Below are 21,604 nucleotides of genomic sequence, written 5' to 3'. Positions count from 1 at the left end.
TAATACTAAGGGTAGTTTAGGTCCCAAGTAGGCGATGCATAGTAGGGCAGGGGTCAGTATTGGGCCAGACCCAATATAGATTACTTTATTGTACTGTAGTCCACTTCATAGTACGCCATTAGGTTTTCTGTACCTACTTTGGTAATGGAGCTTTGTCTCATTATTGCTATGGGTAGAATTCTGTATTTTAGGGATTTAAAAACCTTTATATGGTTTCAATGCATACCATTAGGCATATTATTTGTTTTATCTTCTTGGGCTGTACCATGATAAGTGTATCCCAAAACTTGGTGGAAAACCCAAGTTTTGAGTCTTTTTTGGAATGTCCCGCTCAGCTTGGGAATTTTGGAGAAGACCTTACCTATTGGTCTGCTCCCACCAAGGGTACTACAGATTATTTTAATACTTGTAGCCTTTCTATGGGCGTGCCCCAGAATTTTATGGGAAATCAGGGGTCAAAATTTGGCAACGGATATGTAGGGTTTTATATGTACGCCCCTGCCGATTATAGGGAATATGTTCAGGGCGAGCTTAAATGGCCTTTGGAAAAGGACCTTAATTATACCCTGTCTTTTTACATAAGCCTAGCTGAGAATTCTGACTATGCCATACGGGATTTTGATGTGCTACTGTCCGCAAAACCCCTGGACTTAAGAATAAAAAAAGCACTTACAAAATACCAGCTTTCCAAGGTTAAGGAAAATGCGGTTACTTACATTCCCATAGAAGGGGATGGGTTTATAACCAATGAAGACGCTTGGGTCAAGATTTCAACCACCTTTATAGCCAAAGGAGGTGAGCAATTTATAACCATTGGCAATTTTAAGAATAATGCAGCCACCAGAAGACAAAAATTGGTTAAAGAAAGAGTCATTAAGGGAGCCTACTATTTTTTGGATATGGTTTATGTTGGAGAAGGTACCCAAACCTTTACTCTGAACGAAACCCACGTTTTTGAGAATGTGCTTTTTAATTTTGATGAGTTTTATATAGACAGTAAAGGGTTAAGGGAGATAGCCCGGGTCTATAAATACCTGAAATTGGATAGTAATTTAAAGATTGAGATAAATGGCTATACGGATGGCTTGGGAACAACCACATATAATAAAAATCTTTCCGTAAAAAGAGCAAAGGCCGTAGCCGACCAGCTCATAAAATTGGGAATGCCCAAAGATAGGGTACTGTATAACGGTTACGCAGATATGATGCCCATTGCCAACAATAAGGAAGCAACGGGAAGGGCCCAAAATAGGCGTGTAGAATTTGTAATTTCTAAAATGGAAATAAAATGATCATAATGACATTATGGTTAAATCCGAAAAAAAATGTTTACTTTAAGTAATTGTGTTTCAAACTTTTGGGGCTATATTTGATTTGTAATCATTAATTTAAATTTTAGTAATGGGTAAAGGAACAGTAAAATTTTTCAACGATGCCAAAGGATTTGGATTCATCATCGAAGAAGGTTCAGAGAAGGAACATTTTGTGCACATCTCCGGTTTAATCGACGAAATTCGTGAAGGCGATGAGGTCGAATTTGAACTTAAAGAAGGAAAAAAAGGATTAAACGCCGTGAACGTGAAAGTTATTTAATATATACTTTTAAAATTCTTATGACCTGGGGCCTATCAATTGATAGGTCCTTTTTTTATGTTCGTGAGACCCGTATTTCAAAAGCCGTAGGCGCATTGAAATACGATGGACGAACGAACCCCGCCTTTTGGCGGGGTTTCCGGTTCAATGCCCTGGCCATGGGGAGGTTCAATGCCTTGGCCTTAGGTTAGGTTGCTTGTAGAAGGCAGTATTTGCTTTAGGTTTTAATGTTATTCATTAAGTTTTATAGTTAGAAATTATGGCTCAACAATGTGCCCATGTAGTTTTATATCTTCACGGGGCTATGATTTTATTCTTTATATTGGATTTTGGAAACATTGGTGGGCATTGTTGTTAGACGTGCTAGCACATGCATATAGTAATGCGTAGGGTTTCCTTCATTAACTAAATGCAATAGTTTCTATGTTTGAATATCTAGATAAAATAAAGTTGTTGATAAACAAGATGGCCACAGATCAGGAGGATCAATTGCTAAGGGCCTCGGGAATGCTGGCAGAGGTCATGAAGAACGATGGTATAATTCACACCATGGGTACCGGCCATTCCCAAATGATAGGAATGGAATTATTTGGACGGGCTGCCAATCCTGCGAATGTTAATGCCATCATGGATGATATGGTACTCATGGCCGGTGGTGCCAGGCGTTCGGCGGAAATAGAACAACTAAACGGACTTGCCGAAGTACTATGGAACAAATATGAGTTTAGGCCCTCAGACGTATTGATCGTAGTTTCAAACTCGGGTAGGAATGCCCTGCCATTGGAAATGGCCATGAAGGCCAAAAAAGAGGGTATAAAGACTATAGCCATCACATCCCTTGAACAATCCAAAAAATATGCATCCAGACATGAAAGCGGCAAGAAATTGTTTGAAATAGCAGATTTGGTTATAGATAACTGCGTGCCATCCGGTGATGGGATAATTGAGGCGAATAAGCTTATGATAGGTCCGGCTTCTTCGGTACTGGGAATGATAATTGTTAACATCATTTCAACCGAAGCCATTAAAAAATGTAATGAGCAGGGGATAGAAGTTTCAGTTTTCCAAAGTCAGAATATAGATGAGGCAGATAATGATGCCTTGTATAAAAAATATGAATCTAGGGTGAAACACCTATAGCGTTATAAGTGCTAACCAAAAAAGTCCAATAAGGCTATTATCCCATTATAGGAAATTACACATGAAAAGAAGAAGGCTGTTATGAGGCCTATATTGAGCCAAAGACTGGCCTTGTATTTTCCCACCAATTCTTTGTTATTAATAAGCAAGATAATCCCTATAATGACCAATGGTAGGACAAACACATTAAAAACCTGGGACAAAATTTGCATTTCAATGGGGTTGGCGCCAAAAATTGGGACAATCAAAGCAAATAAACAGGCTAGGGCTGTTATGATCTTAAATTGTTTGGAGGTGGTATCCAATTCCCCGGATTGGTAGTCTGCCAGTAAAATAGGGGCAATTAATAAACATGGGAATATAGAGGAAAGTCCGGCACTCAAGGTTCCAAAAAAGAATAGTGTCAAGGCAAACTTTCCTGCAACCGGTTCCAATGTATTTACCATATCCAAAACCTTTGTAACGGGTTGACCTTGGTGAAAAAGGGCCCCACTTGCAACCGCCATTACCGATGCACTGATGATAAATACCAAACAGGCAGCCGTGATGGCATCCTTTTTTTGTTGATTTAGATTATTTATACTCCAACCTTTTCCTTTTACAAATAGCGGCCTAGAGAGAAAGGTGGCGGCGGCCATGGTGGTTCCTACAAACGCCGCGACCATCATATTTCCTCCTTTCACTTGGGGTATGGAAGGGATAAGCCCTTTTGCCACCTCAATTGGCAGTGGATATACCATAAATAGTGAGATGATGAACGATAGCCCCATAATGGTTACAAAAACCACCAAGATCTTTTCAAAGAAAGTATATTTTCCAACCCACAATAGGGCGTACATAATGCCAATGACCACAATGGCTACAATAAGTACCGTTTCATATTTGTAGCCCTGAATCTGGGGAAAATAGATCAGGAAGATTTCGTAGATAATATTGGCAGAAATCCCTAAGATACCCATCAAGGAATTCCATTGCCCAAAGGAAACGCCCAATACTATTAGAATGGCAATTGTTTTCCCCCATTTTAGGTGTTTTTTAAACGCATACAATGCAGTTTCCCCGGTGACCAAGGCGTATTGCCCATAAGTAAACATCAAAATGCCGGAGAACACACAGCTTAATAGTAAAACCCATAGCAACTGCATGCCATAAGTGCTGCCAGCCACTATCATGGAGGTTACACTGCCCGTTCCTATGGTGTATCCAATGGCAAATATTCCTGGGCCAAATGCCAGTATCAAGGCTAAAATCTTTTTAAAAAATGATTTTTTAGTGCTTATACTTTCCATGAATGCTGTTTTTGGTTTTTAACCGGAGCCTGAATTTTTGTAAAAGGTATCTTTTATTTAATAGGACCTAGTAAGGTAATAGGTTATTAGCCCTCTATTTGAGAGAGTTCCAATACATTATATTGCAGTACCACTGGCCCGAGCTTTTGGACTGTAATGCCCAAAGTTTGCCATTTTTATGTAGTATTGTGTTAAACAATTTTACCAAGTCTTTTAGCTAATCGTACTATAAGGGGTAAATACCTGTTTTCCTTTATATGCTGCCATATACATTTATTGGTTGTTTAAGGGCTTTGTAGGGTAACATTCGGTTGAATTTGATGAGTAGCCGATCTATTTACACTGTAGGTCCCTAATACAATATGGAAGTATGTGTGTTGTAAGTACAAATAGATCCGGAAAGGTCCCTTTCGGGGGAGGCGGGATTTCCCGGAATCTATTTGCTATGTCACATACAGTTATCTGTGTTATTATATTCCCAAACCTTGTCCGCCTCCAATTTGGATGGTTTCGGCAGTAAGGAAAGCCGCATCTTTACCTGCTAGGAACGAAATAACAGAGGCAACTTCCTCCGGTTGTCCCAACCTGCCCAATAAAATGTTGTTTTTCCATGAAGCAAATACTTCTGGTTTTGTCGATTTTATCTGGGCGTGGAAAGGTGTGTCAATGGTACCAGGAGATACGGCGTTTACCCTAATCCCATATTCGGCAAGATCTTTTGCCAGTGCCCTGGTAATGGCATGCACCCCTGCTTTGGAGGTGCCATAGATCCCTGCTCCGGGACCTCCGGCATTCCAACCCGCAATTGAAGTATAATTAATAATAGTAGGAAGCTCCCCTTTTTTTAGAAAAGGAATAGCGGCTCTTGATGCGAAAAAAACAGAATCAAGGTTTAATGCCATCACAAAGCGGTAAAAGTCCGTTGTCATTTCTTCAAACCTGGACCTTCCGCCCAATCCACCGGCATTATTGACAAGAACATCAATTTTTCCATACTTTTCCCCTATAGCGGTGATGTTTTTAGTGACTTCTTCTTCTTTTGTCACGTCAAATCCATAATATTCGGCATTGATCCCATCTGCGGTAAGCTCTTTTATCCTTTTAACTCCTGCTTCGTTATCAATACCATTTAATACTACTGTATACCCGTCTTTACCCAATCTTTTTGCTACTTCAAAACCTATACCTCCGGTAGCTCCGGTTATTATTGCTACTTTACCGTTTGAATTACTCATATTTCTAATTTTAATTATATTATTATTTAATTATTCTACTGACTTAATATTTTTTGCGAAATAGTATATAGACCCAACTCCCAATGGCACAAATATGGCAATGGCTATAAAAATTGGTGTGTAGGAAACTTTTGCAATTACAGGAACCAAGAAGTTCATGATAATTACAGAAAACACGCCTACCATACCCCCTAAGCCGGCCAATGATCCAACAGACTTGCCACTAAATAGGTCGCTAGGAAGTGTTTGGATATTTCCTATTGCAAACTGAAAACCGAACAACACTATAAATACAATTGCAACAAATTTTTCCGGGGTGTCCGCAAATAATATAGTTGAGATAAGGCCTAAGACCATAATGAGACCTCCTATGAAAATTGTGGTTTTCCTCCCCTTGTTTATCGAATTTGTTTTTGCAATGATAACACCGGACACATAGCCTCCTGCAATGCTCCCAATAGCCGCACCTACATACGGGACCCAAGCAAACATACCTACCTCTTTTACATTAAAACCATATACATCAAAAAGATATATGGGCATCCAGCCAACAAATAACCACCAAATGGGCTCCAAGAAAAATCTACTTGCTACAATGGACCAGGACTCTTTATAGGAAAGTATTTCTTTTAGGCTTAGGCCTTTCTGGTCTTCCGTAGCATTTTGATCTGCCTTACTTTGTCCTTCCAAAATAAAATTTTGCTCTTCTTCCTTAATCCACGGGTGCTTTTTGGGACCTGTTTTATTAATTATAAGCCAAGGGATAATCCATAAAAGCCCTAAGCCCCCAACTATTATAAAGGTTACCTCCCAGCCATAGGCTACAAAAAGAAGGGCAATTAAGAGTGGGGCAATGACCGAGCCAATGGAAGCGCCTGCATTAAAAAGTCCCTGGGCAATGGCGCGCTCCTTTATTGGAAACCATTCCGCATTACTTTTTACAGCTCCTGGCCAGTTACCGGCTTCGGATAAACCCAAGGTGGTTCTAAAAAATGCTAATGACAAAAAACCTCTAACAGTGGCGTGCATGACGGTAGATAAACTCCAAATACCTATACTTATCACGTATCCAATTCTAGTACCCACCTTATCGAACAATTTACCCGAGAATAATTGTCCCAGCGCATATGCGACCATAAAAATGTTTAGGATATAGCTGTAGTGATCCTTGGTTAGACCCAATGAATGCGATATGGAGCCTTCTACATTTTCATTGCCCCACATAATAGACAAAGCACTCCTATCTATATAATTGATAACAGTTGCTATAAAGATCAGCCCTATTATCCACCATCTTAAACCTTTGACTTTCATACTGTATATTTTTGGTTAATTATTAATCGCTGTTTCTTTATTCTAGGCAATAGATGCCTTGCAGGCCTTATGCCCGTGTTTATTAATATACTTTAACTGGATCTATAAATTACTAGGAGTACCTAAAACCGAAGTTTAAATACATTGTAATTTTATGATAGTGTTCCAAGCATTATTTCCCTTCAGATATTTATTCTTAAAGTGACAAAAGTGTGCGATTCCATCACTTGTTTTATTTCAGTTAATCATTAATGTTATAGCAGTATTGATATAACAATTTAAAGTGTATTTTCATTTTTTCCTTGGCCAATTGGGGGTCTTTTTTCTTTATTGCTTCATAAACATCCCTATGTTCTTGTATTCCGGTAAAAGCTACATTCTTGTCACATACATGGTATTTGGCAAAATTGGTTATGATCTCCGGGGTGATGGTTAACATAAAGGTGTTAATGGTACTATTACCAGCTGCTTTTGCTATAGCTAGGTGGAACAATAGATCTTCCTGAACAGCATCTTCCCCTTTCATTACCTTTTCGGCATAGGCCTCTAGGGCCTCCTCTATTTCTTTAAGATCCTCCTCGGTTCTTCTTAAAGCTGCCAGCCTCACTGTCTTTAATTCCAAAAGTATCCTTGTCTCTACCAGGGTCTTAAAATCGGGTTCCTCCAGGCGCAAAATGTCATTGATCATTCCGTTCATGGCTACGGGGCCAATGTCGGCAATGAAGGTGCCACTTTGGGGCTTGGAGTATAATAGTCCGTAGGACTCCAAGGTTTGTATAGCTTCCCTTACATTGCCCCTGCTTACCTCAAATTTTTCGGAAAGCTTTCTTTCCGAGGGTAATTTGTCTCCTGGCTCAAGGTTTTTAAAATTAATATAATCCCTGATCTTGGATATAATCTCTTTCTGAATAGAGTCGTTTTCGTTTTTTGGGAGAATTTCTGTTGTCATAATAAAGTATTTCTAAAACTGGTTTACCAAATTGGTTTGTCAAAACTACATAAAAACAATAGCCGAAAGAAATATTAATAATCTAGGATTTTAAAATATAAGTCTTATCCATCCAGTTTTAAGAAAATTACCGGCCAGACCTTAGGCCGGTAAACTCCAATTATTAACTAACTCTACTTACTAGTATTTATAACCTTCTCTAAATTTTAGTAACCATCATTTTGGGTTATTACCCCATCACTGGCAAGTATTTCCGAGTTCGGTATTGGAAATACATAATAATTATTATTAATCGTTTCACCCATTTCAGCATCAACGGTACCCGTTCTTACCAAATCAAACCATCTGTGTCCTTCAAAGGCCAATTCCAATCTTCTTTCGTCATAGATCGCTTGTCTCACGTCGGCCTGCGAACTTATAGTTCCACTTAAACTATTTAAACCCGCTCTCGTTCTTATAGGATCCAATAACGGAAGTACAGTGGCTGCAGCGGAGCCAGTTTCATTCAGAGCTTCGGCGTACATTAGAATAACATCGGATAATCTTAATTCTATATAATCCTGTTCAAGTCCGCCAGTATATTTCCTACTACCATTCATATTATCGGTATCAATAGTAAGTGCCTTTCTTAAATCCGTACCTCCACCACTAGCACTACTGGCATCAAAAGCGGCAATTAAGCTTGGGTCTAGGGGGGTAAGGGATTTTGTATCGGCCCCGCTGACCCATCCTACGAAGGTGGTGGCGGATCCATATGCATTTGGAACCGAAGTTGATAATTGGGTTGCAAAAATGACTTCTGAACTACCGTCTACTACAACGTTGGCAAAGTCGCTTTCCAAACTAATCCCTGCATCGGCAGCACTGTTAACTACAGTTCCGAGCGTTGTGGCAGCTTCGGAAAAATTACCTCTGTGTAGATATACTTTGCCGAGAAAGGCCTGGGCAGCGATGTTGGATGCGCGTCCACTGGCCAATCCAGAATTGTCTAAACCGGCTATTGCGGCTTGAAAGTCCGGAATAATCACGTTATTGTACACGTCGGCAGCCGGTTGTCTTGTTAAAATGGACAAATCCGATGGGCTAGGGGAAGGAGATAAATTCACTGTGACATCTCCAAAAACCATCACCAATTTAAAGTAAGACAATGCTCTTAAGAATTTGGCTTCAGCAATCTCAGTGGCGTCAGTTGAATTATCAATTACATTATTGGCACTTAAGATGGCCTTGTACATATTGCTATAGAGGGGTCTAAAAAATTGCTCAACCAAATCCAAGCCTCCCAAATCTGCGTTGTAGGTGTCAAAAGCCGTATATGGGCTTTCTAACATCAGCATATTGTCGGCCCTAAAGTCGCCCATCACACCCATTGGTGTTGCACCGCCGGTCTGATAGTAATACGCTGCATTTAATACGGGTCCAAATTCCTCCAAACCACTGGATTCAAGTAATAAGGGTGGCGTTTGATCCAAATCGTTATCACATGATGTTATCAACAACAGGGATACTATTACTAAATATATAGATTTCATATTTTTCATGATTTCTGAATTAAAAATTTACATTTATACCCAAAGTAAAACTTCTTACAATCGGACTCGCACCTTCTTGGTATCCGTAAGTGGTTGGACCTGCATAACCACTATTTTCGATCTCTACACCTTCAGGGTTAAATGAGGTATAATCATCTGCCATTATATATAACAAATTGGTAGCTGCAACATAAATCCTCATTGAACTTAAGCCAATTTTATCGGTTAAATCCGGATTAAGGGTATACCCTAAAGTTAGGTTTCTCAAGGCTGTATAAGAAGCATCTTGAATTCCTGAGCCATGGGCATTTCTGGTCTCTTGATAGAACTTCCCACTGGCATCAGCTATACCATCATCATTCGCGTCAAAACTAGACTTTAATCTACCGCCAAATTGTGATTTCCAGTAAATTGGGTCTATATTGTAAAGTTCTGCTCCTTGGGAGCCTTGGAATTGGAACGACAGATCAAAATCCTTGAAATTCATAGAACTTGAAAGTCCCCAATAAAAATCCGGTGTGGCCGACCCTAGCTTTACGTAATCACCTTCATAGGTAATTTCACCATCACCGTTTTGATCAACAACATACCACTCTGAGCTGCCAAATCCAACGCCCCTGGAAGGATCTGACATATGTATTGTTTCCACCTCACCAGTTACTTCATATCCCCACATTTCACCAATTTCACCTCCTACATAGTTTCTAAATTCAGGGCCTCTACCACTGGGTCCACCGTAAATTTGCCTGGGCAGCTCGTCCAAATCACCAAGATTGGTAATTTCTGAATTGGCAGTTGATAAATTGGCGTTGACACTCCAAGAGAAGTTTGGATTGGTAACTATTTTTGTACTAAGTTCAAATTCCAATCCAGAACTGGTAACATCACCGCGATTTAGTTTTATAGCAGGGGTCCCAAGAACCTCAGATACACTTTGATTGATCAACATATCTTGGACATCGGACGTATAATAATCTACACTAAATCTAATTCGGTTACTAGCAAAACCTAAATCAACACCGTAGTTGGTTTCTTTATTGGTCTGCCAGGTTAAATCTGGGTTGGCTATATCTTCAGGAATAAGAAATCCTGTCCCGAAAGCTGTTGGGGAGGTGCCCAAAATACTTAATGAGTTATATGTACCCAAGAAAGAGGCAGTTCCTAAAGATCCGGTGCTAAACCTAAGTTTAAATAGGCTAAACGCATCAGCATTTCCGAAAAAAGATTCATTGTGAATATTCCATCCCAAAGATAGAGCAGGGAATACTGCATATTTTTTATTTGCTCCAAATCGTGAATCACCATCTCTTCTTATTGATGCCGATAAAAGATAACGATCATCAAAGGCATAAGCAATTCTTCCAAAAAAGCCATTTCTGGACTGAGTTTCATCTATCTCGTTGGTAATTACATCTGCAGGGTCAAAAAAATCATAGTTCAAAGGTAGACCATATGGTACGTTCGATCCATTATTCACAATTCCCTTATAATAGGTATTTACAAATTCCATCCCAGCCACGGCAGAGATGTCATGCTTCTCAGCAATGATTTTTGCAAAACTCAAAGTGGTTGTACTTAATACAGTAGATTTTTTTATATTGGATATATCCAACTCAGTTTGATTGGAACGTTGTCGGCCGTCCGACAATATTCCCTCATATACGTAAGTCTGGGTGTCTTCCAAATCTGCTCCGAAAACGGTTTTTATATTTAGACCATCTAGAATTTCATATTGCAAATAAGAACTTAGGTTTCCAAAATATGTCTTTTTCCATCTTCTGGAATTGTCAAACTTAGCGGCTACACCTGCATCCCCTGTTCCTCCAATACCATTTTGATTTCTGCCGTATTGCCAATCGTGAACTACATCGCCTGGTTGCAAATCATATATACTGGTTGGATCTAACCCTATACCTCTATAATCTTGGTCAAAAGATCTACCGATATTATTTCCTGTAAAACCAGTATCCGCTAATGCCTGTCTCTTACGATCCAATTCTTGAACGAAATCTATTGAGGCTTGCGTATGGTATATAGGACTAATGCTATATGCTCTCAATAGATCTCTCATTTCCCAAGGAACAATATCTTGTTTGCCATAATAACCATTCATACTCAATCCGGCCTTTAATTTGGAACTCAAGTTGGCATCGAGATTCATACGACCGTTATACCTTTCATAACCTTGTCCTTTTACGATACCATCGGTATTCAAATAACCAAGCGAAGCAAAGGCCTTTAAGTTTTCTGATCCACCGCTCACACTAAAATCATGATTGGTGGTACTCCCATTTTTGAATAGCCAATCTTCTACGCTAATGACATCGGGGGCATTGGCGTATGCATCTAGTCTATAAGCCAATAAACCTGGGTCGGTTTCGGAAAGATCATAGGCACCGGTTTGTAATTCTTTGGCCCATTCTCCTGCTGTCTTCAGCATTTCTATGTCCTTTATATACTTACTTGAAGTACTTGCATATGAATTATAATTAAAATTAACTTTTCCTGCTTTTCCTTTTTTGGTGGTAACCAAAATAACACCATTGGCACCCAAAGAACCATAGATAGCAGCAGATGCCGCATCTTTTAAAACCTCTAAACTTTCAATATCGTTGGGGTTTACCGTTGCCAAATTACCTGAAATTGGATATCCATCCACTACAATTAATGGTCCAGAGTCACCTGAAACAGATGATGCCGCCCTAATTTGGATTTTGGGATCCGCACCGGGTTCTCCACTTTGATTTTGAATCCGTACCCCGGATAACTTACCTGCAAGGGCATCATCTACACGAGCCACTTGAACAGCGGCAACTTCATCTCCACCTACTTTTGCGACCGCTCCAGTAAGATGTGATTTTTTTCTGGTACCATAACCAACTACAACTACCTCATCTAGTTGACTGGAGTCTTCGGCCAAGGTTATATTTAGCTGTTCTTGGCCTGCTATCGTAATTGATTGGGTTACAAATCCCAAGGATGAAAACTGTAATACATCCCCGTTTTTTACCGTAATTTGGTAATTTCCGTCGAAGTCTGTTGCCGTTCCTGTAGTTGTATTGGCGATAATCACATTAACTCCGGGTACTGGAACGTTTGCAGCGTCCGTTACCGTTCCGGACAGTATATAACCATCTTGGGCGAACAAGGCGACATTAATGAGCAATAACGCTCCTAAAATGAGTTTCTTTCTTAAATTCATTGCTGTTTGTATTGAGTTAGAATTATCAATTTCCAATTTCGATAATCGAAATCAGCTTGTAAATGTGCTTGTGCATACACATTTTTCCCGCTATATACCAAATCGCCCAATCGGTTTAAAGTCAATGTTTTTATTATATTTGCACTTGGCGTAAAATGGTATATTATTTTATGTCCGAGTTATTACTTCCCTTCAGAATGAAGTAATCTTTTTTATAAAGGATGGGTGTGCGCCCGTCCTTTTTTTGTCAAATTCTATGGTCTATTTTTAAATATTTTTCTTTTAACATGGCTGGTGTTATTAATTTCGTCTGGTAAACCAAAGTGGTTTACCAGTTTGGTTTACCAAATATATATTATTTATTCGTTAATCAAAAATTTTTTTACAAGTATTGTTCGGTTTTTTTAAAGATCTGCTAAATTGGTTCCGTGGTCATTGTTAAATTAACAGTGCTAAGCTTAATGTTTACGAAAAAGCAAGTCCGCCGTTTATGTAGAAGTTGGCTCCTGTAATGAATGAAGTTTCGGACGAAGCGTGGCAGATTAGTGTATTGGCAATTTCTTTAACTCTTCCTACTTGGCGAAGAGGAGTCAAACCTGTTACTTTTTACCATCTCATCTGTGATGAAGATGTCCTGAAAGGCGGTGGCTATCATTTTAGGGCAAAGGCTATGTTACCGAATATTTTTTGGGCCAACTGCTTTCTCCAGACCGCCTGTGATGGTCATGATGGTTCCTTGTGGTGTTGCCTGGGCTACGGATCCAACGCCCCCGCCATCCCTGCCGGCCTGGGGGCAATGTTTATGACGGAGGGTGCGGATTTCATTGGTGGCAATGCCGCTTGTGTAAAAAGGAAAGTAGAATTGAGATTTAATTATATCAACTTATCAAAAAAAGCTTCATCCATCTTGGCTACCGTCTTTCTGGCAACCAAGTTACCGGCCTTGTTTATCCGAAGATTTTTGGTGTCACCATAGTTGCTACAATAATTTACTACAACCTGTGCGCCTTCCTTGGCCAATATTATGGAAATGGCCTTTCCAATATCTCTGGTTCCTCCAGTAACAATGGCTATTTATCCTATTTAATTCATATATGTTGTTTATGAATTAAAGTCTTCCCATAAAGAGCCGCTTGTCCTATTATTACTCTTTATCTCCAAAATAGGATACCTCTCCACCGCTTAGGAAATCTTCTCTTACGGGACTAAATGTGTCAATTAGTATCCCTTCTTCCAAACAAACGGCACTATGCAATAGATTTGGTTCAATATAAACGCCATCTCCTGCTTCTACAATTTTCTTTTCTCCGTTAATTTCGAATTCAAATTTACCTGAAGCGCAATAAGTAGCTTGCGTGTGAAAATGTTGATGAGGGGCACCCAATGCTCCTTTCTCAAATTTCACCTTTACCATCATGATTTGGTTATCGTAACCCAAAAACTGTCTTGATACTCCTCCTCCAAGTTTTTCCCATTTCATTTCTTTTGAGATGAGGTATTTTTCACTAAATCGTTTCATTTTTTTATGATTTTAATATGTATTTACTCTTTAATAATAGGAGTCAACTCTTCAATCTGAACCCATTTAATTTACTCGGGTGGAGTACCCATACCTACTGTTGCTTCCCTAAACCATACTTCAGTATAACAGCCATTTTCATATTGTTTGGCGATATCACCTCCATAGGTTTCTGCACCTGCAAACCAAACCATATTGGTTTCCGGACTTTTTCCATTTGTCTGGTTGTACGCCCCCTGTTTAAAATAATTCAACTCTCCACTATAAGCGTTGGCACGTTCAGTCCCATCTTGCCCTATGGGGACAAATAATTTCTTCATCTGCGCAGGAAAGTCCGATCTTTCTACATATTCAGATGAGATTAGATTTTTGGTAAATGTTTTAGTTTCGTGATCTGGACTTCTAAAGGTCAGATACATTATTCCCTTGTAAACATTTACCTCATAGCTGAATTCTTCACCAAGTTCAATTCCATTGGTAGGCTCAGTGGGATAGTCGTTTTTGGTTTTTCCAATGACAGACATATCGTGTCCCCAAACAGCATAGGAATATTCCCACCTGTCAGAATTGTCGTCCCCTTCTGGATTGATTTCATAATTCCAAAATACGGAACCTTTTGTGTGACCAGGAAATTTTTTGTAGAATATTTTTAGTGGTTCATTTTCATGTCCTTCACCACTGTGAATTTGCCCAACAACAGTTGAATAGGAGGCAGCAACCCTGGCATCCCCAGAAATGGAGACCTGCATTACCTTGCAGGTGCCTGTTAGTTTACCACCATCTTTAGGGAGCCATTCTCTTTTTTCATGTAGTTCGGTTCTTGTATTACTTGAGTTTTTTGAAGTGACACCTGAATTTGGGGTTTTGTAAACTACCCAACGCCTGGTACCGTCAATCACGGTATAAAAGAAATCTTTGTGTTCAAACTCCGTGATATCTTCCACATGGGTTCCGTCACCCAACAATATTTTAAATTTATCCATAAAGGGAATCACTTCATGTGGATAAACAGTTTTCGCACTTAAGCCATCATTGGCTTGGAAATAACCTGCATTGGAAATGGCATCATCGCTGATGGTGATATCTGCCGATTTAAACCACACCTCGGCGTAATTGCCATCGGCATATTGCTTTTGTATATCACCGCCATGGGTTTCGGCACCAGAACACCAGACTTTATTGACCTTAGGGTCTTTTCCGTTGGTTTGGTTGTACGTGCCCAATTTAAAAAAGAGGCCCTCACCGGCATATCCTTCTTTACGCTCAAGGCCATCCTGACCAATGGGTACAAATAATTTTTTGGTTTGCTCTGGCATGTCTGAACGATTCGCATATTCAGAGGAAATAAGATTTTTAGTAAATTTTTTGGTCTCATGGCCGTCACTAGTAAATGTAAGATACATAATACCGTCCTTAATAACCACTTCGTAACTAAACTCTTCACCTAAAGCAATTCCATCTACTGGTTCTGGGGGATAGGTATTTGCATCAGTACCAACAACAGAAAAATCATGTCCCCATACGGGAGTGGAGTAATCCCATCTTTTTGAATTATCATCACCTGCGGTATTTATTTCATAATGCCAAAAGACAGAGCCGTTTTTATGGCCAGGAAATTTTTTGTAAAATATTTTAAGCGGTTCGTTCTCGTGCCCATCTGCACTGTGTATCTGACCAACTACTACGGAATAGGTGGAAGCAACACGGGCATCGCCCGTTGATGAAACGTTCATTATCTTTAGGGTGGCTTTCATTTTAGCTTCGGTCATTGGTGACCACTTCTTTAATTGGGCCAATTCGGTTCTCGTATTATTCGAAGTACCATGGGTATTTCCTGCATTTGGAGCTTTAAATACTACCCAATCCCCACCATCATCACTCGCTGTATAAAAGAAATCTTTGTTCTCATAGTCCATAGCCTTGCCTACATTGGAACCATCACCTAAGATCAAATTCCAATGTTGGAAAAATGGTATGATGTCGTTTGCAGAAGGACCTATCGCTACATTTTTAGTGTTGTCCGTAGATTTTTGTTTTTTGTTTTCCTTACAGCTAAAAAATAGCAAGATGGTACCTATCATGAATAAATGCCGTACAGAAACCGAATGGAATACTTTAGAGTTCATATTATGTGGGTTATGTTTACAATAAAAATCGTATAAAGTCAATGCTTTTATCGGTTATGATAATTTCTTCTACAATCTAAACAAAACCTTCTACTAGATGGTTTTAGCCGTATTTATGCGATAACGAAAGCCGCGAAAAAACATATCGAAATTGAATTTATAAAATTGGTTAACCAGATTGGTTGACCAAAAATACACAAATTTGTGGAACTGCCAAATATTTAACAATAATTACTTCCATTTTATTTATAATTAATAATTGGTAAGGGGGTGAATTGATAATTTGGCAAATGTGTATTTTGGCGTAAAACGAAGGAGGTGTTGGGGTACTTAAAAAATGAATTTATAAATAAGGTCATTTCGTCTAAGATTCCTTTTTCTTTTACCATTTTTACGATACCCACCTTAGTATTTAATTAGATAAGGGGAGCTGGTCACCTATTAGAGTAATTAAAGTGGTGGCAAGATCCCTCGTTTTGTCGTAGAAAGACCATCGTTTTATTCCGATCCACGAAGTTTCATCCAGTAATTTTAAAACAATCATTTATTTATGTTTCAACAAGAAACTACATATTGTAAACACCCCCATTAATGTCTAGTGTTGCCCCAGTAATAAAGCCATCGTATTCTGACGCCAGATACAAAACAGCTCGTGCTACATCAGATGCATTACCAGCTCGTTGGATTGGAATGCCTGCTGTTGTTGCAGCTGCTGATTCTTTAGTTGTATGGGTGTTGTGAAATGAGGTGCCCAGGATAAGCCCTGGGGCAACGGCGTTTACACGTATGCCTTGAGGCCCTAATTCTGACGAAAGCGCTCGTGTTAGTGTTAGAATCGCACCTTTGCTGGTAGAGTAAGCCAATGACCCGGGGTGACCGCCTTTACGTCCTGCTAGAGATGCCAAATTAACAATGCTACTGTTGTCATTTTTAGCTAGGTATGGAGCAGCGGCCCGTGTTACAAACATCATGGATGTAAGGTTTATATCCATTACCTTGTGCCAGAACTCGGCCTTAATTTCGCCAAGCATTTTACGTGCAACAAGTGAACCTGCGTTATTAATAAGTATATCTAGTCCACCAAATGCTTCTATTGTTTTTTCGACCATTGCATTTGCATCGGCTTCGTTTGTTAGGTCACCAGCTATGGCAACCGCTTTTTGTCCTTTGCTGGTTGAGTATTCAACCAATTGGTTGGCGGTATCTGCACTGGAAAAATAATGGATGGCTACATTAGCTCCATTATCAATAAAGTGTCTTGTGATTGATTCTCCAATTCCTTGGGCACCAGCAGTTACGAGAACATTTTTGCCAGCTAATTTATTCTTGTTTTTCATTTTTTCTCTGAAATATAGGTTTTCAATTTTGCTTAGTTCTTTTTTATTGTAATCATTGGACGTAGTCCATGTAGGTCGGTTTAGGGACGGGAGAGATGGATTTAATACATTAATTTCATTTCTAAATTTTCTTCAACCCTGATTTCTCCTGAATTGTTAAATTCATTGTTCCCGTGTGTATTGTTTTTTGCTCCCCAAAGTAAGGCCACTAGTTTTACCGGATTGTTGTTAAAAGTGTTTTTGGAAATATCAACATTTACAATGCCATGGGAGTTGATCAAAATTCCATTTCTTTTTTCTGATCCACAATTGGTAAAGGTGCTATTGGTGACCAATAGATTGCCGCCAATGGTAGATTCGTCATAGCCCCCGCGATAGTAATCTATCACATTGCTTTTTACATTGTGAAACCTGCAATGGTCTATTGTTAGATATTCAGTGTTATAATCTCCTTTGTCATTGGTTTCTTCCGATAGTTCCAAACCATTTTCACAATTGGATATGGAAGTATTTACAAAAGTAATACGCTCTGCAAAGGACTCTTTATAGACCTTTAGGACATATTTAAAATTACTGATGTCACAATTCGAAACTGTTAACCCGAAATGTGTATACATATTTTTCTTTAAACTGGCGAATGCAAATTGGGAATTACTTCCTTTTAAGTCGATATTTTTCAGATTTAAAAAACCCTTAGGTTGAAGTTGGAATAGGGGTGAATTTTCTACTCCTGAATAATTTAGGATAACTTTGGACTTATCAGAGGACTGAATGGTCAACTTTTTATTTATTATCAAAGAATGGGGGATATCATAATTTCCTGCTTCCAGCGAAATGATATCCCCATTTTCCGCTTCATCTATTTTTGTTTGAAGGTTTTCTGCCTTCTCAACAATTTCCGTTTTAGGCTCTTGAACTGCTGTTTCGGCCATATACCAACTTGGACCGTATTGGGATCTATCCATTATATTCGGGTCTTTAAAATCGGTATAAGTGAAGGCTCCAATGGAATTGTTGTGTGCTCTGGGATTTCCAACTAAATCTGTAGATATATTTTCAAATTCGAACCCTTGATAAGGTTCAATATCCAACTTGGACGAAGGGATATATATATATTCTTCAATTTCCTTGATATCAAAATTTATAGCCTCCAATCCGTCATTAGCTTTAAAATCCAAACCTTGATTGTTGATGGCATTACTTTTAAAGCTCACACCATCCGCCTTATCGTGTTCCACAATTGGTGACGCATCACCTTTTTCATTGTAAATTACATTGTTTGCAATAATGGTCCTTATAGGTCGTGCAGAGCGAATTTCGGAGGGTGGCAAAACATCTTGCTGATTTAAATTTTGACCAACCCCAAATTGAAAAGGGGAATCGCAATTTATGTAGGTATTGTATGCTACCACTACATCTGTAACCTGATTGTATCTGTTGAGGGGCGATTTTGGAATTCCGTTCATTACGGCCAATGCACTTCTAAAATTTTTTCCTTTTATATTGTAGAAATAATTGTTGGTTACCCAATGTCCAGTATTGATAATTCTGATACCTCCTATATTTTCGTTTTTACCATCTCCAATAAAGTAATTGCCATCTATAGTGCAATAATTTCCGTGTCTTGTTACCAAAGAACCTTCGCTTTTATAGAAGACATTATTTCTGAACTCGTTGAAGTTTGCTTTACTGGAAATAATTTCAACTTCTCCATTGCAGGCTTCAAACAAATTATTGGCAACCTTGGTATAACTGGGAGACATTGAAGTATAACTATTGCCAATTTGAATGGTCTCCGCACTAGCACCACCTTTGGGAGGTCTTGGTCCAAAATGGTTCTTAATTATTTGATGGTGATTATTTATGCTCTCATTGCCCTCTAAGTCAACTCTAATAGTTGGTCCGCGATTGGTTTTTCCGGCAATGTAACTGTTACTAAGCGTATTATGTCTTCCCCAGAATTGAACCCAAAGATCTGTATCATCACGTTGCATTTTATTAAAATCTTCAATTACGCAATTGGTAACGGTACAGTGATTTCCTATTGTTTTTTCGTCAATTCTAAATTCCAATACGGCATCACTCGGCGAATAGCCATTTCTAAAGTGTAGACCCTTGACCACTAAATACTTTCCCCCTAATTTTAAATCGGACACTCCTTCTATAATGACTTTTCCAGGGGTTTCAGCTTTAATAACTATTGGATTGTCTTCCGTTCCTTCACCTATAAATTTAATTTGAAGATCTTTCCATATACCGTTGGCCATAACAATATTGTCTCCGGCCTGTGCCTTTTTTATAGCTGTTTCCAATTCTTCAGGTGTGTTAACCATTTTGGTATTCTGATTGGTCTTGTCCGTACAAGCGCTTAGAACAAATAAAAAGTACAGTAGCGTTACTTTTCTCCTCATAATTAATAGATTTTTTAGGGCCACTTATAATTACAAACTGGTTAACCAGATTGGTTGACCAAAAATACGTATATTTGTAAGACTAACAAATTTTTAACATAAAAACTGTTAATTAATAAATTAACCAACTTGTAAAAAATGAATAATACTGTAAATTTTTCTAGAAGAGATTTTGTTAAGCTTTCAGCAATGGCAGGCCTAGCCTTTCCGCTGATGGGATTTGAACAATACAACTTAAATTCCTTTTCCAATACACCTGGAAACTTAGAGGTGCATTTATTTTCCAAACACCTGCAGTTCCTGAATTATAATGACATGTCCGAGGTGGCCGCCGAAATGGGGTTTAATGGTCTGGATTTAACGGTTAGGCCTAAGGGGCATGTGTTACCAAGCCAGGTGGATGAGGATTTGCCCAAGGCCGTTATGGCTATGAAAAAATATGGTCTAACTCCTAGGATGATGACCACCAACGTTGTAGACGTTGAAAACAAGGAGCATAGGACGGTTTTGGAAACGGCAAGCAAGCTGGGGATTACTCACTATCGTACTGGCTGGTTAACCTATCCCGAAGATAGGGAAATCTCCCAGAGTCAGAATATATACGGTCAACAGTTCAATAATTTGGAGGAGTTTAATAAGGAGCTTGGACTAATAGGGTGTTATCAAAATCATGCAGGCAATCATGTAGGGGCTCCTATTTGGGATTTGCCCCCAATTCTCAAGGCTACCAAAAATGTGCATATGGGGTGCCAATATGATATAAGGCATGCTGTTGTGGAAGGTGGAAGCAGCTGGGAACTTGGACTGCGGTTGATACAACCGTTCATAAAATCTATAGTTATCAAAGATTTTAAGTGGGGAATCGTGAAAGGAAAATGGAAGCCAGTGAATACCCCCTTGGGAGAAGGGATGGTAGATTTTGACCGCTACTTTTCCTTGCTTAAGAAATATAAGATCAATGTGCCCGTATCCCTTCATTTAGAATACGGTTTAGGAGGCGCGGAGCACGGGGCATCTACTATTACAATTGATAAAAAAGAGGTCTTTAAGCAAATGAAAAAGGACTTGGCCTTTGTTCAACAGGCTTGGCAAAAAGCTGAATAAATTAAAGATAACCAATAAACAATACTATGGATTACAATACCCATTCCACAATAGGAAAACTAAAGGGAGTCAGTACAGCTACCATAGCTACCTGTCTTTTTAAAAAAGGATTGAAAAAACAATTTATACAGGATGTTAAGCCATTAAAAATGGGAAAACCTACCATGGTAGGGGAGGCCTATACCTTGAGGTACATACCGGCCAGGGAAGATTTAAACCCGATAGAAGTTTTCAAGGACCCCAAGCATCTGCAGCGGGTGGCCGTTGAAAAATGTCCAGAAGGGGCTATTCTGGTCATCGATAGCAGAAAGGATGCCAGAGCGGCCTCGGCAGGTTCTATATTGGTTACTAGATTAATGGTAAGAGGGGTAGCAGGAATTGTAACCGATGGCGGTTTCCGGGATTCGGCGGAAATTGCAGAATTGGATTTGCCCTCCTACCACAACAGACCGTCCGCACCCACCAACCTGACCCTTCACCAAGCCATAGCCATTAATGAACCTATTGGGTGCGGCGATGTGGCAGTATTTCCCGGTGATATTTTGGTAGGTGACGATGATGGTGTTATGGTTATTCCGGCCAGAATTGCTGCTGAGGTGGCCGATGAATGTTTGCAAATGACACTGTTTGAGGAATATGTGATGGAAGAAGTGAAAAGTGGTAAATCTATAATCGGACTTTATCCCCTTGTCGACGAAAAGATTAGACTAGCGTTTGAGAACTGGAAGGAAACTAGGACTGTTTAGTGTCATATGTCAAGGTTTTGAAAGATCTATTCCATTGTAGGTTAAGGCTTTATAGGGTGCGGCCGCATTTGTTGATTGGAATAGATTTTGCTTACGCTTCTATTGGG

Annotated in this window: 17 protein-coding genes; 6 read left to right on the top strand and 11 right to left on the bottom strand. The window is 39.2% G+C overall.

The features are described from left to right. Positions 1–209 precede the first annotated feature (209 nt). From EHW67_RS11085 to EHW67_RS11075, 3 genes are all read left to right on the top strand, one after another. Positions 210–1,292: an OmpA family protein gene (locus EHW67_RS11085; protein ID WP_238389900.1), complete on the top strand. Its 1,083-nt coding sequence runs from the start codon at positions 210–212 to the stop codon at positions 1,290–1,292. Positions 1,293–1,401: 109 nt separating this feature from the next. After that, positions 1,402–1,593 (top strand): cold-shock protein, encoded by a 192-nt coding sequence (locus tag EHW67_RS11080; protein WP_126162439.1) that lies wholly within the window; start codon positions 1,402–1,404, stop codon positions 1,591–1,593. A gap of 423 nt (positions 1,594–2,016) precedes the next feature. Beyond that, on the top strand, positions 2,017–2,733 hold the full coding sequence (locus tag EHW67_RS11075; RefSeq protein ID WP_126162438.1) for a sugar isomerase domain-containing protein: 717 nt from the start codon (positions 2,017–2,019) through the stop codon (positions 2,731–2,733). Positions 2,734–2,744: 11 nt separating this feature from the next. On the opposite strand, the gene EHW67_RS11070 is transcribed toward EHW67_RS11075, so the two are convergent. From EHW67_RS11070 to EHW67_RS21005, 7 genes are all read right to left on the bottom strand, one after another. After that, complete coding sequence (locus EHW67_RS11070; RefSeq protein ID WP_126162437.1) at positions 2,745–4,022, bottom strand: Nramp family divalent metal transporter; 1,278 nt, start codon at positions 4,020–4,022, stop codon at positions 2,745–2,747. Between the two features lie 470 nt (positions 4,023–4,492). Beyond that, positions 4,493–5,257 carry an SDR family NAD(P)-dependent oxidoreductase gene (locus EHW67_RS11065; protein WP_126162436.1) on the bottom strand — a complete coding sequence of 255 codons (765 nt, stop codon included), beginning with the start codon at positions 5,255–5,257 and terminating at the stop codon, positions 4,493–4,495. A 30-nt stretch (positions 5,258–5,287) separates the two neighbouring features. Then, complete coding sequence (locus EHW67_RS11060) at positions 5,288–6,571, bottom strand: MFS transporter (RefSeq protein WP_126162435.1); 1,284 nt, start codon at positions 6,569–6,571, stop codon at positions 5,288–5,290. 241 nt (positions 6,572–6,812) lie between these two features. Next, positions 6,813–7,520: a FadR/GntR family transcriptional regulator gene (locus EHW67_RS11055; protein ID WP_126162434.1), complete on the bottom strand. Its 708-nt coding sequence runs from the start codon at positions 7,518–7,520 to the stop codon at positions 6,813–6,815. Positions 7,521–7,726: 206 nt separating this feature from the next. Next, positions 7,727–9,052 (bottom strand): RagB/SusD family nutrient uptake outer membrane protein, encoded by a 1,326-nt coding sequence (locus EHW67_RS11050; RefSeq protein WP_126162614.1) that lies wholly within the window; start codon positions 9,050–9,052, stop codon positions 7,727–7,729. A 19-nt stretch (positions 9,053–9,071) separates the two neighbouring features. Next, entirely contained in the window at positions 9,072–12,254 is a 3,183-nt protein-coding gene (locus EHW67_RS11045; protein WP_126162433.1) for a SusC/RagA family TonB-linked outer membrane protein, read from the bottom strand. A gap of 465 nt (positions 12,255–12,719) precedes the next feature. Beyond that, positions 12,720–12,797, bottom strand: a complete 78-nt coding sequence (locus EHW67_RS21005) for a hypothetical protein (protein ID WP_394343590.1) — start codon at positions 12,795–12,797, stop codon at positions 12,720–12,722. On the opposite strand from EHW67_RS21005, the gene EHW67_RS20490 reads away from it, so the two are divergent. Continuing rightward, positions 12,766–13,230, top strand: a complete 465-nt coding sequence (locus EHW67_RS20490) for a hypothetical protein (RefSeq protein WP_238389899.1) — start codon at positions 12,766–12,768, stop codon at positions 13,228–13,230. The genes EHW67_RS21005 and EHW67_RS20490 overlap by 32 nt on opposite strands. Positions 13,231–13,398: 168 nt before the next feature. Here the strand turns inward: EHW67_RS20490 and EHW67_RS11035 are convergent, their stop codons facing one another. From EHW67_RS11035 to EHW67_RS11020, 4 genes are all read right to left on the bottom strand, one after another. Further along, complete coding sequence (locus tag EHW67_RS11035) at positions 13,399–13,773, bottom strand: cupin domain-containing protein (RefSeq protein ID WP_126162432.1); 375 nt, start codon at positions 13,771–13,773, stop codon at positions 13,399–13,401. Positions 13,774–13,844: 71 nt separating this feature from the next. Then, positions 13,845–15,899: a polysaccharide lyase family 7 protein gene (locus tag EHW67_RS20900; protein WP_126162431.1), complete on the bottom strand. Its 2,055-nt coding sequence runs from the start codon at positions 15,897–15,899 to the stop codon at positions 13,845–13,847. Between the two features lie 566 nt (positions 15,900–16,465). Beyond that, positions 16,466–17,236 (bottom strand): SDR family NAD(P)-dependent oxidoreductase, encoded by a 771-nt coding sequence (locus EHW67_RS11025; RefSeq protein WP_126162430.1) that lies wholly within the window; start codon positions 17,234–17,236, stop codon positions 16,466–16,468. A 101-nt stretch (positions 17,237–17,337) separates the two neighbouring features. Next, the gene (locus EHW67_RS11020) at positions 17,338–19,647 is read right to left on the bottom strand and encodes a chondroitinase-B domain-containing protein (RefSeq protein ID WP_126162429.1); all 2,310 of its coding nucleotides are present in this window, start codon (positions 19,645–19,647) and stop codon (positions 17,338–17,340) included. Positions 19,648–19,785: 138 nt separating this feature from the next. Here EHW67_RS11020 and EHW67_RS11015 point away from each other — a divergent pair, with 138 nt between their 5' ends. After that, a complete protein-coding gene (locus tag EHW67_RS11015) occupies positions 19,786–20,751 on the top strand; it encodes a sugar phosphate isomerase/epimerase family protein (protein WP_126162428.1) in 966 nt (321 codons plus the stop codon). 26 nt (positions 20,752–20,777) lie between these two features. Then, positions 20,778–21,497, top strand: coding sequence for a ribonuclease activity regulator RraA (locus tag EHW67_RS11010; protein ID WP_126162427.1), 720 nt, complete (start codon positions 20,778–20,780; stop codon positions 21,495–21,497). Positions 21,498–21,604 lie beyond the last annotated feature (107 nt).

This window comes from Arenibacter aquaticus (assembly GCF_003957295.1).
Classification (GTDB): Bacteria; Bacteroidota; Bacteroidia; order Flavobacteriales; family Flavobacteriaceae; genus Arenibacter; species Arenibacter aquaticus.
This window is presented reverse-complemented; position numbering and strand designations above follow the sequence as displayed.